The sequence below is a fragment of the Variovorax sp. Sphag1AA genome (assembly GCF_014192575.1).
GTDB lineage: Bacteria > Pseudomonadota > Gammaproteobacteria > Burkholderiales > Burkholderiaceae_C > Variovorax.
Genome location: NZ_JACHYC010000006.1, coordinates 500,933 through 516,565, shown reverse-complemented (window position 1 = coordinate 516,565; position 15,633 = coordinate 500,933). Strand labels below are relative to the sequence as shown.

The 15,633-nt window shown below is 65.7% G+C and carries 16 protein-coding genes; 4 read left to right on the top strand and 12 right to left on the bottom strand.

What is annotated here, in order from left to right; translation table 11 throughout:
- Positions 1–112 precede the first annotated feature (112 nt).
- From FHW64_RS25255 to FHW64_RS25245, 3 genes are read right to left on the bottom strand one after another with little or no spacing between them, the layout of a single operon-like run.
- Entirely contained in the window at positions 113–1,603 is a 1,491-nt protein-coding gene (locus FHW64_RS25255) for an NAD(P)(+) transhydrogenase (Re/Si-specific) subunit beta (protein WP_184530967.1), read from the bottom strand.
- Between the two features lies 1 nt (position 1,604).
- Positions 1,605–1,934, bottom strand: coding sequence for an NAD(P) transhydrogenase subunit alpha (locus FHW64_RS25250; protein ID WP_184530966.1), 330 nt, complete (start codon positions 1,932–1,934; stop codon positions 1,605–1,607).
- Between the two features lie 32 nt (positions 1,935–1,966).
- Positions 1,967–3,109, bottom strand: a complete 1,143-nt coding sequence (locus FHW64_RS25245) for a Re/Si-specific NAD(P)(+) transhydrogenase subunit alpha (protein WP_184530965.1) — start codon at positions 3,107–3,109, stop codon at positions 1,967–1,969.
- Positions 3,110–3,372: 263 nt separating this feature from the next.
- Here FHW64_RS25245 and FHW64_RS25240 point away from each other — a divergent pair, with 263 nt between their 5' ends.
- From FHW64_RS25240 to FHW64_RS25230, 3 genes are read left to right on the top strand one after another with little or no spacing between them, the layout of a single operon-like run.
- Entirely contained in the window at positions 3,373–4,113 is a 741-nt protein-coding gene (locus FHW64_RS25240) for a response regulator transcription factor (RefSeq protein WP_184530964.1), read from the top strand.
- Positions 4,110–6,506: a CHASE2 domain-containing protein gene (locus tag FHW64_RS25235; protein WP_184530963.1), complete on the top strand. Its 2,397-nt coding sequence runs from the start codon at positions 4,110–4,112 to the stop codon at positions 6,504–6,506. The genes FHW64_RS25240 and FHW64_RS25235 overlap by 4 nt, the downstream gene beginning before the upstream one ends.
- Before the next feature lie 7 nt (positions 6,507–6,513).
- Complete coding sequence (locus FHW64_RS25230; protein WP_184530962.1) at positions 6,514–6,990, top strand: NUDIX hydrolase; 477 nt, start codon at positions 6,514–6,516, stop codon at positions 6,988–6,990.
- Here FHW64_RS25230 and mnmA read toward each other — a convergent pair.
- From mnmA to FHW64_RS25200, 6 genes are all read right to left on the bottom strand, one after another.
- On the bottom strand, positions 6,987–8,102 hold the full coding sequence (gene mnmA / locus FHW64_RS25225; RefSeq protein WP_184530961.1) for a tRNA 2-thiouridine(34) synthase MnmA: 1,116 nt from the start codon (positions 8,100–8,102) through the stop codon (positions 6,987–6,989). The genes FHW64_RS25230 and mnmA overlap by 4 nt on opposite strands.
- A 56-nt stretch (positions 8,103–8,158) precedes the next feature.
- Positions 8,159–9,157 (bottom strand): LLM class flavin-dependent oxidoreductase, encoded by a 999-nt coding sequence (locus FHW64_RS25220; protein ID WP_184530960.1) that lies wholly within the window; start codon positions 9,155–9,157, stop codon positions 8,159–8,161.
- A 73-nt stretch (positions 9,158–9,230) separates the two neighbouring features.
- Positions 9,231–9,608, bottom strand: a complete 378-nt coding sequence (locus FHW64_RS25215) for an SHOCT domain-containing protein (protein ID WP_184530959.1) — start codon at positions 9,606–9,608, stop codon at positions 9,231–9,233.
- Between the two features lie 40 nt (positions 9,609–9,648).
- Positions 9,649–9,870: a lipopolysaccharide assembly protein LapA domain-containing protein gene (locus FHW64_RS25210; protein ID WP_184530958.1), complete on the bottom strand. Its 222-nt coding sequence runs from the start codon at positions 9,868–9,870 to the stop codon at positions 9,649–9,651.
- Positions 9,871–9,921: 51 nt separating this feature from the next.
- Entirely contained in the window at positions 9,922–11,355 is a 1,434-nt protein-coding gene (locus FHW64_RS25205) for a basic amino acid/polyamine antiporter (protein WP_184530957.1), read from the bottom strand.
- 19 nt (positions 11,356–11,374) lie between these two features.
- Entirely contained in the window at positions 11,375–12,793 is a 1,419-nt protein-coding gene (locus tag FHW64_RS25200) for a basic amino acid/polyamine antiporter (RefSeq protein WP_184530956.1), read from the bottom strand.
- 253 nt (positions 12,794–13,046) lie between these two features.
- On the opposite strand from FHW64_RS25200, the gene FHW64_RS25195 reads away from it, so the two are divergent.
- Positions 13,047–13,484 (top strand): hypothetical protein, encoded by a 438-nt coding sequence (locus tag FHW64_RS25195; protein ID WP_184530955.1) that lies wholly within the window; start codon positions 13,047–13,049, stop codon positions 13,482–13,484.
- Positions 13,485–13,509: 25 nt separating this feature from the next.
- Here FHW64_RS25195 and FHW64_RS25190 read toward each other — a convergent pair whose 3' ends face one another.
- Genes FHW64_RS25190 through kynA form a run of 3 tightly spaced genes read right to left on the bottom strand, consistent with a single transcriptional unit; the run spans position 13,510 to position 15,628 of the window.
- On the bottom strand, positions 13,510–13,884 hold the full coding sequence (locus FHW64_RS25190) for a RidA family protein (RefSeq protein WP_184530954.1): 375 nt from the start codon (positions 13,882–13,884) through the stop codon (positions 13,510–13,512).
- On the bottom strand, positions 13,881–14,765 hold the full coding sequence (locus tag FHW64_RS25185; protein WP_311733359.1) for an alpha/beta hydrolase: 885 nt from the start codon (positions 14,763–14,765) through the stop codon (positions 13,881–13,883). The genes FHW64_RS25190 and FHW64_RS25185 overlap by 4 nt, the downstream gene beginning before the upstream one ends.
- Positions 14,766–14,770: 5 nt before the next feature.
- Positions 14,771–15,628: a tryptophan 2,3-dioxygenase gene (kynA, locus tag FHW64_RS25180; protein ID WP_184530953.1), complete on the bottom strand. Its 858-nt coding sequence runs from the start codon at positions 15,626–15,628 to the stop codon at positions 14,771–14,773.
- Between the last annotated feature and the right edge of the window lie 5 nt (positions 15,629–15,633).

Genomic DNA, 15,633 nt, shown 5'->3' with positions numbered 1-15,633 from the left:
TTGAAGTCTCCAGAATCTCGATAGGAAAAATTGCCGCTATCGTAACTTGACGTATCCAAGCGGCACGGGCCGCGAATCTCTGCGGCCCGTTGTGGTTTTGATGGCGGCCGCGTTACTCGATGGCCTTTGCCATGTCCTCGACCACCTTCTTGGCGTCGCCGAAGACCATCATGGTCTTGTCCATGTAGAACAGTTCGTTGTCCAGGCCCGCATAGCCCGCGGCCATGCTTCGCTTGTTCACGATCACCGTCTTGGCCTTGTAGGCCTCCAGGATCGGCATGCCGTAGATCGGCGTGCCCTTCTGCAAGGCTGCCGGGTTCACCACGTCGTTGGCGCCCAGGATGATCGCCACGTCGGCCTGGCCGAACTCGCTGTTGATGTCTTCCATCTCGAAGACCTGGTCGTAGGGCACTTCGGCTTCGGCGAGCAGCACGTTCATGTGGCCCGGCATGCGGCCCGCCACCGGGTGGATCGCGTACTTCACCGTCACGCCATGCTCGGTGAGCTTCTGCGCGAGTTCCTTGACCGCGTGCTGCGCCCGGGCGACCGCCAGGCCATAGCCCGGGACGATGATCACCGTCTCGGCATTGCTGAGCACGAAGGCCGCGTCGTCCGCGCTGCCGCTCTTGACCGGCCGCTGCTCCTTGGCGCCACCGGCACCCGCTGCAGCCGCCTCGCCGCCGAAGCCGCCCAGGATCACGTTGAAGAACGAGCGGTTCATCGCCTTGCACATGATGTAGCTCAGGATCGCACCCGAAGAGCCCACCAGCGAGCCGGCCACGATCAGCATCGCGTTGTTCAGGCTGAAGCCGATGCCGGCGGCCGCCCAGCCCGAGTAGCTGTTGAGCATCGACACCACCACCGGCATGTCCGCCCCGCCGATCGGGATGATGATCAGCACGCCCATCACGAAGGCCAGGATCACCATCAGCAGGAAGGCGAACCAGCTCTCGGTGGCCATGTAGACCAGGCCCAGGCCGATGGTCACGAGCCCGAGGATCAGGTTCAGCATGTGCTGGCCCTTGAACTGCACCGGCGCGCCCTGGAAGAGGCGGAACTTGTACTTGCCCGAGAGCTTGCCGAAGGCGATGACCGAGCCGCTGAAGGTGATCGCGCCGATGGCCGCGCCCAGGAAGAGCTCCAGCCGGTTGCCAGCAGGAATCGCGTAGCGCAGGAAGCCGTCGATGATCGCGGCGCCTTCGGGCGTCTGCACGCCCACGGCCGCAGCCACCGGCGCCGGCGTGATGCCGAAGGCCCAGGGCTCGACCACCGCCGCCACCGCGATGAAGACGGCCGCCAAGCCGATCATGCTGTGGAAGAAGGCCACCAGTTCGGGCATCTGCGTCATCTCGACGGTCTTGGCGCGATACGCGCCGTAGCCGCCGCCGACGACGAGTCCCAGCAGCACCCAGGCCATGCCAATGGCCTTGCCGCCCGAGAGCTGCACGATCAGTGCCGCGGTCGTCAGGATGGCGATGGCCATGCCGACCATGCCGAAGATGTTGCCGCGAATGGAAGTGGTCGGATGCGAGAGGCCCTTGAGCGCCTGGATGAAGCAGACACTGGCGACGAGATAGAGCAGCGTGACGACGTTCATCGACATGTCAGTGGCCCTCCGCCTTCTCGGCGCCAGGGGCTGCCTTCTTGTCCTTCTTCTTGAACATCTCCAGCATGCGCCGGGTGACCAGGAAGCCGCCGAAGACGTTCACCGCCGCCAAGGAGACGGCGAGCACGCCCATGGTCTTGCCGAGCGTCGATTCGGTGAGTGCAGCAGCGAGCATGGCGCCCACGATGACGATCGCGGAAATGGCGTTGGTCACGGCCATCAGCGGCGTGTGCAGCGCCGGCGTGACAGTCCACACCACGTGATAGCCCACATAGATGGCCAGCACGAAGATGATCAGGTTGATGACGGTATGGGAAACGGGATCCATGGGTTCTTCTCCTCGGGGTTCTCGTCGTTCGTTTACTTCTTCGTGACCTGGCCGTCCTGCGTCATGCGGCAGGCGGCGACGATGTCGTCCTCGAGGTCGATCTTGAGCCCACCCTCCTTCGGCAGCACGAGCTTGAGGAAGTCGAGCACGTTGCGCGCATAGAGCGAGGAAGCATCGGCCGCTACGAGCGCGGGCAGGTTGGTCTCGCCGATGATCGTCACGCCGTGCTTGACCACCGTCTTGTCGGCTTCGGAGAGCGGGCAGTTGCCGCCGATGCCACCATCGGGATTGACAGGCCCCTTGCCGGCGGCGATGTCGACGATGACCGAGCCTGGCTTCATGGACTTGACCATGTCTTCGGTGATCAGCGTCGGTGCGGCGCGGCCGGGGATCAGCGCGGTGCTGATGACCACATCAGCCAGTGCCACGCGCTTGGCGACTTCAATCTTCTGGCGATCGAGCCAGCTCGGGGGCATCGGGCGCGCATAGCCGCCGACGCCTTCTGCGGCTTCCTTCTCTTCGGCGGTCTCATACGGCACATCGATGAACTTGCCGCCGAGCGATTCGATCTGCTCCTTGACCGAGGGACGCACGTCCGAAGCCTCGATGACCGCGCCGAGCCGCTTGGCAGTAGCGATCGCCTGCAATCCGGCCACGCCAACGCCGAGGATGACGACACGGGCCGCCTTCACGGTACCGGCAGCGGTCATCAGCATCGGGAAGAAACGCTGGTACTTGTCGGCGGCCATCATCACGGCCTTGTAGCCGGCGATGTTGGCCTGCGAGGAGAGCACGTCCATGCTCTGCGCACGCGTGGTGCGCGGGGCAGCTTCGAGCGCGAAGGAGGTGAGGCCGGCTGCAGCCAGTCGCTGCAGGCCCGCGGCGTCGAAGGGGTTGAGCATGCCGACCAGCGCGGTCGCAGGCTTCATGAGGGTGATCTCACGCTCGTCGGGCGAGCGCACTTTCAGCACGATCTCGCAGCCGAAGGCGCCTGCAGCATCGGTGATCTCCGCGCCCGCTGCCTGGTAGGCCGCATCGGTGACGCTGGCGATCGTGCCCGCTCCCGATTGCACTCGAACGGTATGGCCTTGCGCCACCAGTTTCTTCGCGGTCTCCGCCGTGACGGCCACTCTGGTTTCGCCTGGCGCAGTTTCGGCCGGCACGCCTATGAGCATGGGAAATCTCCTCGGGAAGCGTTGGAATTGGCGCCCGAGCTTACATGAAGACGCTCCCCCGAAGTCGCTCCTTTGTCACGGCACGGACATGCGGCTCAGGGCGCATCCTTATTGACATCGCAGCTACGAAATCCATAGCAATTTCAGCATGCGCAGCAGGTCGCCGGATGGTGAACCCCAATCGTCTGGCCATGAGTACACTGACGCTCGCGCGGCTCGTGCAAGTCGACGGGTCAGCGCCAAAACAAGATACAGGGAATGGAATGCGAATTGCAGCGCTCGACGACGAGCCGTGCCAGCTCGAACTCATCCGGCACACCATGGAGGACATCGGCCACGAGTGCCATTCCTTCTCCGAAGGCAAGGTCCTGTTGCGCGATCTCCGGCAACAGAGCTACGACCTGCTGATCCTCGACTGGAGCCTGCCCGACGTGGACGGCCCACGCGTGGTGCGATGGATCCGTGATGACCTCAACAGCCGAATCCCCATCCTGTTCGTGACGAACCGGCATGAAGAGGCGGACATGGTCGAAGGCCTCGCTGCCGGCGCAGACGACTTCATGGTGAAGCCGATCCGCGTCGGGGAGCTGCAGGCACGTGTGCGTGCGCTGCTGCGCCGTTCCTATCCGGCGCTGCATGGCACCGACCTGACGTTCGGCGACTACCAGTTCAGCGCCGCGACGCACACGCTCCGCATCAGGGGGCAGGCTGCCGAGCTCAGCCACCGCGAATACGACCTCGCCTTCCTCATGTTCCAGAACATGGGCCGCCTGCTCTCGCGCGAGCACATCCGCGAGGCCATCTGGGGCGAGATCAAGGATTCCCCCTCACGCACCCTCGACACCCACATCTCGCGCCTGCGCGGCAAGCTCGATCTGGTGCCTTCCAACGGCTTCCTGCTGTCAGCGGTGTACGGCCTCGGCTATCGGCTGGAGTGCACCGGCGGCGATCCACTCGACCCGTTGAGCCCGCTCGGGCCCTTGACTGGCGACAGGTCGAAATGAACGGCGCCGCCCACCGGAAGGGCGGCACCGATTCCCGGCAGGACCCCGGCCACGCTGCAGCGAAGCTCACGCCGCTGCAGGGCTGGTTGCGTCGCCGTGGACCGTGGGTGCTCCTTTCGATCGGCCTGGTCACGCTCGTTGCCTTCCTCAGCCTGACCCAGCCGCTCCCGCGCGTCGACCAGCTTCTCCAGGACAGCGCCCGCGCGGCGCTGGCGCCGCCGCCTTCGGACGACATCGTGATCGTCGCGATCGACGAAAAAAGCCTCGCTGCCATCGGCCGCTGGCCATGGCGGCGCGTGACCCACGCCGAATTGCTCGACCGCATCGCCGCCCAATCGCCCAAATGCATCGGACTGAACCTGAGACTGATCGGGCCGGACACCGAACACCCCGATGACGACGCCGCGCTTGCGCAGGCGATCCGCGACAGCCGCTGCACAGTGCTGCCGGCGTCCGTCAGCACACTGAAGTCGCAGCAGCTGCTGGAGTGGGTCCCCGCGCCAGTTCTCGCTGAGGCCGCCACGGGCATCGGCCACACGCGCCTTGCGTTCGATCAGGACGGCGTCGTGCGCAGTGTCTACCTGTACGAAGGCTTCGCAGGCCGCATGCGCCCGCACTTTGCGCTCGCGTTGCGCGATGCGGCGCTCGGCCACGCCGAACCGCCGCCGCCGACACCCACGCCGATGTCCGGCCCCTGGTTGCGCAGCGACCAGCGGGTATTGCTGTTCACACGCGGCCCGGGACGCTTCACGACCGTCTCGTACATCGACGTACTGCAAGGCAAGGTACCGCCCGACGTGTTCGGCAACCGCTACGTGCTGGTGGGTGCTACCGCGCCGAGCCTGGGGGACGTGCATGCCAACACCTCGCCCGATGTGCCGGGCCTCATGTCCGGCGTCGAGGTTTTTGCGAACGTGCTGCAGACCCTGACCGATGGACGGGCTGTCGTGATCGCGAAGCCGTGGCAAGACCTGCTGTTCAATCTGGCGCCACTGGCCGTTGCGCTCCTCGGCGTCCTCTGGCTGCGGCCGCTGGGCGTGATCGCGCTGATCGGCGCCATGCTCGCGCTGCAGCTCGGCATCCACCTCGGGCGGCCGTCGATCGGCGTGCTCTTCGCGCCGGCGGCCGGCGTCACCGGCCTGCTGCTGCTCTATCCGCTGTGGAGTCTCATGCGCCTGTCGGCCGCAGTGCGGCATCTGCAGCGCGGCACCGCCGCCATCCTGCGCGACATGGGCCGCCGGCCGGCTGCGGCGCCGAAGGGCATCGCCGGGGACTTCCTCGACCGCCAGATGGAAGCCACGCGCGCCGCCGTCGACAGCATGCGCGACATGCACCGCTTTGTCCGCGACGTCATCGACCACCTTCCCGACGCCACGATCACCCTGGACCCCTCCGGCCACGTCGTGCTCGCCAACGCCGCCTCGCTGGCTTACTGGGCGCGCGATGGCTCGGAAATGATCGGTGCCGATGCGCACGCCCTAATGGCAGGCATCCGCCGTCGCACTACAGGGGCGCCGATGATGCCGCCCGGCGCGCTGCTCGCCGAGCCGGAGCCCATCACTGGCGAATGCGTGGATGCGCAGGCGCGCACGCTTCTGCTGCGCTGCGTGCCCTTCTTCAATGCCGACAACGCCCATGCCGGCTGGGTGATCGCGCTGGTCGACATCACCGAGTTGCGCCGCGCGCAGAGCCAGCGCGACGAAGCGCTCCGCTTCATCTCGCACGACGCACGCGAGCCCAGCGCCTCGATCCTGACCATCCTCGAACTGGCCCGCCAAACGCCCGACGTGAACCTCGAGAACCTGCTTGCAGGCATCGAGCGCAAGGCACGAACCGGGCTGGAGCTGGCAGACGGCTTCGTCAACCTCGCGCGCGCCGAGGCTGAGCGCTTCCACCCCGAAGCACTCGACATCGTCGCGCTGGTGCAGCAGGCGATCGACGACGGATGGGCTCATGCCCGGAAACAGCAGGTGCGCATGCTGCTGACGGCCGCACCGGAAGAAGCGCTGTGCATCGCCGACCGCACGCTGCTGATGCGCGCGCTGACCAACGTGCTGAGCAACGCGCTCAAGTACTCGCCGCGGGGCGCCGATCTCGAATGTGCGGTGCACGAGCAAGACCGGCACTGGCGGATCGCGTTCCGCGACCACGGCCCTGGTATTCCGGTCGAGCTACAGTCGCAGCTTTTCCAGCCCTTCCATCGCCTGCATCACAAGGCGCACCCCGAAGTCCACGGCGTCGGCCTGGGGCTATTGCTGGTGCGAACTGTGGCGCAGCGACACGGCGGAACGGTCGAGATCGACAGCGCCGAGGGAGCAGGTTGCACCGTCACGCTGGTGCTGCCGAAGCCCACCGCGGCCGAACTCGAAGCACTGGCACCAACCCAGGAGTAGCAAGCACATGGCAGAGCGATGGAAGCCCAATGTCACGGTGGCAGCGGTGATCGAGAAGGACGGCCGCTTCCTGCTCGTCGAGGAAGAGACGACCGACGGCCTGATGCTCAACACGCCCGCAGGCCATCTCGATCCGGGTGAATCGCCGGCCGAGGGATGCATCCGCGAGACGCTCGAAGAGACGGCGCACCACTTCACGCCGACCGCACTGCTGGGCGTCTACATGGCCCGCACCCGACGCGCGGAAGACATCACCTACATGCGCTTCGCCTTCACTGGCACGCTCGGCGCATTCGAAGCCGATCGCCAGCTCGACGAAGGCATCGTGCGCACGCTCTGGATGACCGCCGATGAAATCCGCGCGAGCCGCGAGCGACATCGCAGCCCACTCCTGCTGCAGTGCGTCGAGGATTTCCTTGCGGGCAAGCGCTATCCACTCGACCTGATCCACCTCGACGATTCGGTGGCAGCGCCGGACGCCTAGCCGCCGACGGCCTTCGCGATCACGCCGCCGCCCAGGCAGACCTCGCCGTCATAGAGCACTGCCGATTGCCCTGGCGTGACGGCCCACTGCGGTTCCGCGAAGTCAAGCCGGAACACGCCGTTCGCACCATCAGCAAGATCGCAGCCCGAGTCCGCCTGCCGGTAGCGCGACTTCGCCGCATACGCGCCCTGCGCAGGCGCTTCGCCGGCGACCCAACTCGCGTCATCGGCCTCCAGCGCATTCGACAGCAGCCACGGATGGTCGTGCCCCTGCACCACCCACAGCGTGTTGTTCTCGACATCCTTGCGCGCCACGAACCACGGCGCGTGCTCGCCGCCGCCGCGCTGCGCGCCCTTTTCCTTGATGCCGCCGATGCCCAGCCCCTGACGCTGCCCCAGCGTGTAGAAGCTCAGGCCCTGGTGCTCCCCGATCTTGCGACCGCGCTCGTCGCGGATCGGGCCCGGCTCCTTCGAGATGTAGCGGTTCAGGAACTCCCGGAACGGCCGCTCGCCGATGAAGCAGATGCCGGTCGAGTCCTTCTTCTTTGCATTGGGCAGACCGATCTCGTCTGCGATGCGGCGCACCTCGGTCTTGCGCAGTTCGCCGACCGGGAACAAGGTCTTTGACAACTGCTGCTGGTTCAGCCGATGCAGGAAGTAGCTCTGGTCCTTCGCCGGATCGAGGCCCTTGAGCAGCTCATGCCGGCCCTTCGCCTCATTGAAGCGCACCCGCGCATAGTGGCCGGTCGCGATCTTCTCCGCGCCCAGGCGCATGGCATGGTCGAGGAAGGCCTTGAACTTGATCTCGGCGTTGCACAGCACGTCCGGGTTCGGCGTGCGGCCCGCCTGGTATTCGCGCAGGAACTCGGCGAAGACGCGGTCCTTGTAGTCGGCCGCGAAGTTGACGTGCTCGATCTCGATGCCCAGCACGTCGGCCACGCTGGCGGCGTCGACGAAGTCGATGTTCGACGAGCAGTATTCGCTGTCGTCATCGTCTTCCCAGTTCTTCATGAAGATGCCGACCACCTCGTGGCCCTGCTCTTTCAGCAGGTGCGCCGTGACTGCGGAGTCCACTCCGCCGCTCAGGCCCACCACGATGCGCTGCTTTTTCATAGGGCTGGGATTGTCTCAGCCCCGCCAAGCCGGTGCCCGCGTCGGGGAAATCGCGTTCAGGCCCTGGCGGTGATCTCGCTGCGCAGGCCAGCCACGATCTCGTAGGACTTCAGTCGCGCCTGGTGATCGAAGACTTGCGAGGTGATCATCAGCTCGTCCGCGCCAGTCTGGTCGATGAATGCCTGCAGGCGCTCTCGCACCGTGTCGCGCGAACCCACCGCGGAGCACGACAGCACCGAATCGAGCAGCGCGTTCTCGGCCGGGCCCACGCGCTCGCGATAGCCGGCCACCGGTGGCGGCAGGCGGCCGGGGCGCCCGCTGCGCAGGTTGACGAAGGCCTGCTGCCATGAGGTCGCGCGGAACTGGGCTTCTTCATCGGTGTCGGCGGCGAACACGTTGAAGCCCAGCATGACGTAAGGCTTCGCCAGTTGCGCCGAGGGCTTGAAAGTTTCGCGATAGATGCGGATCGCCTGCATGAGCTGCTGCGGCGCGAAGTGCGAGGCAAAGGCATAAGGAAGGCCAAGATGCGCCGCGAGCTGCGCACCGAAGGTGCTCGAACCGAGGATCCACACCGGCACTTCCAACCCCATGCCGGGCACGGCGCGCACCGCTTGGCGCGGCTCCTTGGACATGAAGTCCATCAGCTCGATCACGTCCTGCGGAAAGCGATCGGAATCGGATTGGAGGTCGCGCCGCAGTGCCTGCGCGGTGCGCTGGTCGGAGCCCGGCGCGCGGCCGAGGCCGAGGTCGACGCGGCCCGGGTAGAGCGACTCCAGCGTGCCGAACTGCTCGGCGATCACCAGCGGCGAGTGGTTGGGCAGCATCACACCGCCGGCGCCGATTCGGATGGTCGACGTGCCCGCGCCGACGAATGCCAGCAGCACGGCCGTCGCGGCGCTCGCGATGCCAGGCATGCCGTGATGCTCGGCCAGCCAGTAGCGCTGGAAGCCGAGCTTCTCACCATGCTGCGCGAGGCTCAGGGAGTTGCGGAACGATTGAGCGGCATCGCCGCCTTCGACGATGGGGGAAAGATCGAGGATCGAGAACGGAACCATCCCGCGATCTTTACCCGGATCGGCTGGCTTCTGTCGCGAAGGGATATTCGCGAGTGCCGCGCCTCGGAAGCGTTCAGCTCAAGGCTTTCGCTTTGAGCTTCTCGAACTCGGCCTGGTTGATCGTGCCCGCATCGAGCAGCGCCTTCGCATCGGCGATCTGCTCCGCCGGCGACTTGCCGGCCACGTTGCGGATGTACGCATCGGTGTCGGACTTGGCGCGCGCCAGGCTGGCGCGCTGCCGCTCCGCCATGCCGCGGCCGCGCGCGATGATGTAGACGATCGCTGTCAGCCCCGGAAGGATGATCAGGCCGATGATCCACAGCACCTTGAAGCCACCGCCCAGTTCCGAATCGCGAAAGAGGTCGCCGATGATCTGGAACAGGATGAGCAGGTAGACGATGAGGACGAAGGTCGACAGCAGGAGTTGGATCAGGTCCCAGAAGTTGCTCATTGGATTTCCTTTTCTTGAAGTGATGAAGTTGGAAAGCGGTTCAGCGCATGGTGGCCTTGTTCGTCCACGTGCGCAGCAGACCGAGGACGAAGCCACCGGTGAACATCCCAAGCACGTACACGAGCAGCACCAGCACCGAGGTCGGCAGCGTGACGCTCATCGAGAACAGCGACACGGTCACCGACTCCATGTTCTGGATTTTGAACAGCAGGACGATGCCTGCAAAGATCACGATCAGGGCGATGTAGAGATAGCGCGTCATACCAGTACTCCATGAGAAATCAAAACGGCCCGCCAGTCCAGCGCGGCCGTGCTACACGGTGATGGCACCCGAGGCGAGTGCGAACAGGGCAGCGATCGCGGCAACCACCAGCGCAGCGAAGACGAACATCTCCGGGAGCGTGAAGATCCGCGCTTTCTGCTCTCGCCGCGCAAGAAAGTAAAGCACGGTGCCCGGCGCGTACAGCACCGCCGACAACAGCAGGAACTTCAGGCCCCCTGCATAGAGCATGCCCAAGGCATACACGGTCGCGATCGCGCCGCGCACCCGGTCCAGGTTCCGTGCACCGGGCGTATCGGTTTCGTAGGTCTCGCCGGTCCAGGCGAGCTTGAAGCCGTAGGCCGCGACGAGCAGGTAGGGAACGAGGGTCATCGCGCTCGTCATCTTCAGCGCGAGTGTGAACGCGTACTCGGCGAACCACGTCACCAGCAGAAAGACCTGGATGACGATATTGGTCAGCCACAGTGCTGCCGCCGGCGCGCCGTTGGCGTTCTCGCGTGCGAGGAAGGCGGGCATCGTCTGGTTCTTGGCCGCCGAATGCAGGACTTCGGCCGCAAGCAGCGACCACGAGAGATAGTTGCCGAGGATGGAGATCAGCAGCCCGACGCTGATGAAGATCAGCCCCCACGGGCCGACGAGCGCGGCCATCACGCCGGCCATCGCGGGCGTCGGCAGTGCGGCGAGGTCCGGCCGCAGCAGCACGCCATAAGACAGGATGGTGACGAGCACCAGCAGGCAGAGCACGCCAACGAAACCCAGCACGGTCGCGATGCCGACATCCTCGCGCCGCTTGGCGTAGCGCGAATAGACGCTCGCGCCTTCGATGCCGACGAAGACGAACACCGTGACCAGCATCGTGCTGCGGACCTGGCTCGCGACGCTCGACACGCTTGCCGCCTCGCCGCCCCAGAAGTTGAGCGCGAAGATGTCTGCCTTGAATCCCACGATCGCGACCACGATGAAGACCACGATCGGCACGATCTTGGCAATGGTCGCGATGGTGTTGAGCGCCGTCGCTTCCTTCACGCCGCGCAGCACTAGCACGTGCACGCCCCACAGCAGGATGGATGCCGACACGATCGCAACCACCGTCGTGCCGTCGCCGAAGACCGGGAAGAACTGCCCGAGCGTGGCCTTGATCAGCACCAGGCACGCCACGTCCGCGAGGCAGCAGCCGATCCAGTAGCCCACGGCCGATGCGAAGCCGAGGTAGCTTCCGAAGCCTTCGCGCGCATAGGCATAGATGCCGGTGTCGAGGTCGGGTCGCCGGCGCGAGAGCGTCTGGAACACGAAGGCCAGCATCAGCATCCCGAAGCCGGCGATCAACCACGCGATGAACGCGCCCGCCACGCCCGTCGAGCGCGCGAACGCGGCCGGCACCGCGAAGATGCCGGACCCGATCATCGACCCGACAACGAGCGCGACGAGGGCGCCGAGTGAAAGCTGCTGGTTCTTCGGAGCGGTCATGCCGTGCCTGAATCTCCTGTCAGATGGTGATGAGGCCCGTTGCCAGGCCGTAGATGCCGACGACCGCGCCGATGACGACGACGAGAAGGATGAGCCAGTCGATCGGCTTGAAAACCTGCTTGCCCTGCTCGCGCCGCGCCCACACGTACAGAACCGTGCCGGGGGCGTACAGGATGGCGGCCAGCAGGATGAACTTCAGCCCGCCCGCCCAGATCATGAAGATGGTGTACAGCGCCGCCACCGCCGCGATGAACAAGTCCCGCCCACGCTCCTGCGGGCGCACCTGGTAGCTCTCGCCGCGCTTGGACAGCAGCACCCCATAGGCCGCCACGAAGAGATACGGGATCAGCGACATCGCACTGGTCAGGTTCAGCATCAGCGCGAACGCATCGCGCGACCAGTAGGTCGTGATGACGATCAGCTGCACGATGATGTTGGTCAGCCACAGCGCATTGGCCGGCACCTTGTTGGCGTTCTCGCGCGCAAAGACCGCCGGCATGTCGCGCGTCTTGGCCGCCGTGAACATCACTTCGGCGCAGATCAGCGACCAGGCCAGGTACGCCCCCAGCACCGAGACGATCAGCCCCACGCTCACGAACACCGCACCCCAGTGCCCCACCACCGCCTCCAGCACCGCCGCCATCGAGGGCTGGCGCATGCCGGCGATGTCCGCGCGCTGCAGCACCGCGTAGGGCAGCATGGTCACCAGCACCATCAGGCCCGTGACACCGATGAAGCCCATGATGGTGGCCTTGCCCACATCGGAGCGCTCCTTGGCGTAGCGCGAATACACGCTCGCCCCCTCGATGCCGATGAAGACGAACACGGTCACCAGCATCGTCGCGCGCACCTGCTCGAAGATGTTGCCCGTGAGGTCGCCTCCGTACAGGTTGGCGCTGAAGAGGTCGACCCTGAACGCAAAGATCAGGATCACGATGAACACCAGGATCGGGATGATCTTGGCGAAGGTGACCACCGTGTTGATGAACGCCGCCTGCTGCACGCCCTTCAGGATCATGAAGTGGAACAGCCAGATGCCGATGGAGGCCACCACGATGGCCACCACGGTGTTGCCGTCGCCAAAGACCGGAAAGAACGCCCCCAGCGTGGACTTGATCAGCACCCAGTACGAGACGTTGCCGATGCAGCTGCTGATCCAGTAGCCGAAGGCCGACAGGAAGCCCGGATAGTCGCCAAAGCCCGCCTTGGCATAGGCAAACACGCCCGCGTCCAGGTCGGGCTTGCGCTCGGCCAGCGCCTGGAACACGCGCGCGAGCATGTACATGCCGGTGCCCGCGATGATCCACGCGATCACCGCGCCAAGAGGCCCTGTGGCCCCCGCGAAGGTACGCGGCAGCGAAAAAATCCCCGCGCCCACCATCCCGCCCACCACCATCGCGGTGAGCTGCATGCGGGACATCTTCTGTTCTGATGCCATCGGATCTCCTCTCGGTGGTCGCTCGACCTGCGGTTGTTCTTGCTACCCGCTCTCGATGTCAGAGACCTAGCATTGGTGCCCCCTGAATCTTTGTCAAGCCAACGAGGAATGGTTGCGATCGCGACGCACCGGGGTTTTCATGCCCGAAGGTGCAAGCGGCGCTGCACGTAAGGCCAATTGCCTCGCGCGTGTCGCCTGCCATCATCTTTTGCGACCAACCGACAACCAACGACGCCCGGAAGGAGGCATCCCCATGACGACGAAGTTCTTCTCCCGCATTGCCGCATTGGCCATGGCACTGGTGCTGGCCGCGTGCGCAACCACGCCGCCAGAGGACCCGACGATCCGTCAGGGGACGATCGAGCAGATCCGGCCAGCGCAGATCCAGAGCAACGTCGGCACGGGCGTGGGCGCCGTGCTGGGCGGCCTCACCGGCCTGGGCATCGGCAGCCTGATCGGCGGTGGCACGGGCCGCGACGTGGCGATGGTGGTCGGTGCGATCGGCGGCACGATCGGCGGTGCCGAAGTGGCGCGCCGCTACGACCGGCCGCTCGAAGGCCAGGAGATCTTCGTTCGCACCAACAGCGGCGTGCTGGTGCAGGTGACGCAGCCGGTGACGCCGGGCCTGCGCGTCGGGCAGAAGGTGTTCATCCAGGGCAAGGGCGAGAGCGCGCGCATCGTTCCGCAATGAGGTCGGAGCCGGCGCTCCCGCCGGCCTAGCCGATCACCGCGTAGGCGACGATCTCGATCTTCATGCCGGGCACCACGAGGCCCGCGACGCCCATGCTGGAGCGGTTCGGATAGGGTGCCTCGAAGAACTCGCGGTAGACCTCGTCGATGACCGGCATGTCCTTCACATCGGTCATGTAGATCAGCACCTGGGTGACGTCGGCCAGCGTGCCTCCCGCCGCCTCGACCGCGCGCTTGAGGTTGGCGAACGTCAGCCGCGCCTGTTCGGCGATCGGGCCGGTGTCGATGGTGCCATCCGTGCGCACGGGGCCATGCGCGGTGAAGAGCAGGCCCGACGCCTTCACGGCCCACGAGAAGGGCTGCTTCAGCGGCGGCAGGCCGGTGTCGATGATTTCTTTCATGGGGTTCGGTCTCGCAAGGCTTCAAGGAGGCGAAGCGTGGCATCGCCGAGCAGCGTGCCGCGTTCGGACAGATCGAGGATGACGTCGAAGTGGTTGCGTGCGGCGACCTCGAACAGCTCGGGCCGGGGCGCGCCCGCGGCGGCAACCGCATCCGCAAATGTGCGGCTCTGGCGTTCGAACTCGTCGGTCTCGATCTCGCCCCAGCAGATCACCGTTTGCGGGAATGTAGCCAGCGGCAGCCGCATCGGGCTCCAGACTGCCGCATCGCGCGGCGTGAGCGACAGCGCTCCGTCGATGGATGTGCCGATCAGCGGCTCGAGTTCGTACACGCCCGAAACCAGGACGCCGGCAGCGGGGACACCAGCAGGCAGGTCGTGGTCTTCGGTCCAGCCCCTGACGCAGCACATCGCCGCGAGATGGGCGCCGGCGGAGCTTCCTGCGACCAGGATGCGGGACGGATCGATGCCCAGCTCTGCGCCATGTGCATGCAGCCAGCGCAGCGCGTTCCGGCACTCGATCGCGATCGCACCGATGCTCGCGCGCGGCGCGAGTGTGTAGTCGATGGCGGCGTAGGCAAAGCCCGCATCGAGGGCGCCTGGTGCGCCGAAGAAAGAGTCGTCCTTCGACAGCTCCTGCCAATAGCCGCCGTGGATGAAGACGAGCAAAGGCGGCAGCGGTGCACCCGGCTTGCCGGGCGGCACAAACAGATCGAGCCGCTGGGTCGGCTGGTCGCCATAAGGCAGCTCGCGCCGAACCGCATGCCCTTCCAGCGCCGCCGCACTTCGCTCCGCGTAAGCGTCCAGGAACGGCATGTAGTCGCCGCCGATGCACGAACTCGGCGAGTACTCGCGCTCGCGGTCTTCGAGGGACAGCAGCGTCACGCCACTCACAGTTCGGTGCGCACGCGCCAGAGTTCGGGGAACAGCACGACGTCGAGCATCTTGCGCAGATAGCTCACGCCACCCGTGCCACCGGTGCCGCGCTTGAAGCCGATGACGCGCTCCACGGTCGTGACATGGCGGAAGCGCCAAAGACGGAAGGCGTCTTCGAGATCCACGAGTTCTTCCGCGAGCTGATAGAGGTCCCAGTGCGTGCGCGGATCGCGATAGACCTCGCTCCATGCGTTGGTCACTTCGTCGCTCGCCACATAGGGCTGGGTCCAGTCGCGCTCGACGTGCGTGGCCGGGATCGCCAGTCCGCGGCGCGCCAGGAGCCGCAGCGACTCGTCGTACAGCGACGGCGATTCGTAGGCGATGCGCACGCGCTCGAGCAGGTCGGCGCGGTGCTCGTGCGGCTTCAGCATCGCCGGGTTCTTGTTGCCCAGCGAGAACTCGATGCAGCGGTATTGATAGCTCTGGAAGCCGCTCGACATGCCGAGGTATGGCCGCATCGCGGTGTACTCGGGCGGCGTCATCGTCGCGAGCACGTCCCAGGCATGGACGAGCTGTTCCATGATGCGCGAGACACGCGCGAGCATCTTGAATGCGGCATCGAGCTCATCGCTCGCAACGCATCGCAGCGCGGCGCTCAGCTCGTGCAGCATGAGCTTCATCCACAGCTCGCTGGTCTGGTGCTGCACGATGAAGAGCATCTCGTCATGCGCAGGAGACAGCGGCTTCTGTGCGTTGAGGATCTGGTCCAGATGCAGGTAGTCCCCGTAGCTCATCGAACGGCTGAAGTCGAGCTGCGCCTTCTCTTCGTGGACGATGTGCTCGGGCACCGAGCCGGAAGCCTGCGTGGTCATGCGGA